Below are 723 nucleotides of genomic sequence, written 5' to 3' on the forward strand. Positions count from 1 at the left end.
GCATTAAGGTGTGAACCACGCTATCACAAAGCCTGATTTTACCACCGTAATCACTAAACTTAACTCAAACCAAAAACGCCAAGCGTGGTGAATCACTCTTAAATGCTTTGATACTCATTGAGCCTTCTCCTCCAGCTTAACCGTCTGGCTAAGCTGGAAGGCGACGAAACCCAAAAAGGAGAAGACCCAATGAGATTTTATAACACTCAACACGACTATTACTGCGGTATCGATCTGCATGCGCGTATTCTTTACGTCTGTATCCTTGATTCTGCGGGCAACAAGGTGGTTCACAAGAAAATAGATGCCAATCCTGACGCACTCTTAGATATTCTCGCCCCCTTTCAAGACCAGATTGTGGTCGGTGTTGAGTGCATGCACTGCTGGTATTGGGTCAGTGACCTTTGCCTCGATTACGCCTTTGATTTTGTGCTTGGCCATGCGCTGTATATGAAAGCTATTCACGGTGGCAAAACAAAAAACGACCGCATTGATTCATTCAAAATTGCTTCGCTGCTGCGTGGCGGAAACTTCCCTCTCGCTTATGTCTATCCAAAAGCCATGCGCGCAACTCGTGATTTACTTCGTCGCCGTACTAAAATCATGCGTCACGGAGCCGACTTGAAAGCCCATGTCTCCAACACCTTCAGCCAGTACAATCATCCTGCACCAAACCTTCAGCTTCGCTATCCCTATGCCAGAGAAGAAGTCCGCAACCGCTTT

The 723-nt window shown here is 46.9% G+C and carries 1 protein-coding gene; it reads left to right on the forward strand.

Annotated elements, in window-relative coordinates; genetic code table 11:
• Positions 1–189: 189 nt before the first annotated feature.
• A partial coding sequence (locus tag LRP49_RS25140) for an IS110 family transposase (protein WP_274146410.1) occupies positions 190–723 on the forward strand: 534 nt, incomplete at its 3' end.

Origin of the sequence: Enterovibrio qingdaonensis, assembly GCF_028683135.1 — a bacterium.
GTDB lineage: Bacteria > Pseudomonadota > Gammaproteobacteria > Enterobacterales > Vibrionaceae > Enterovibrio > Enterovibrio qingdaonensis.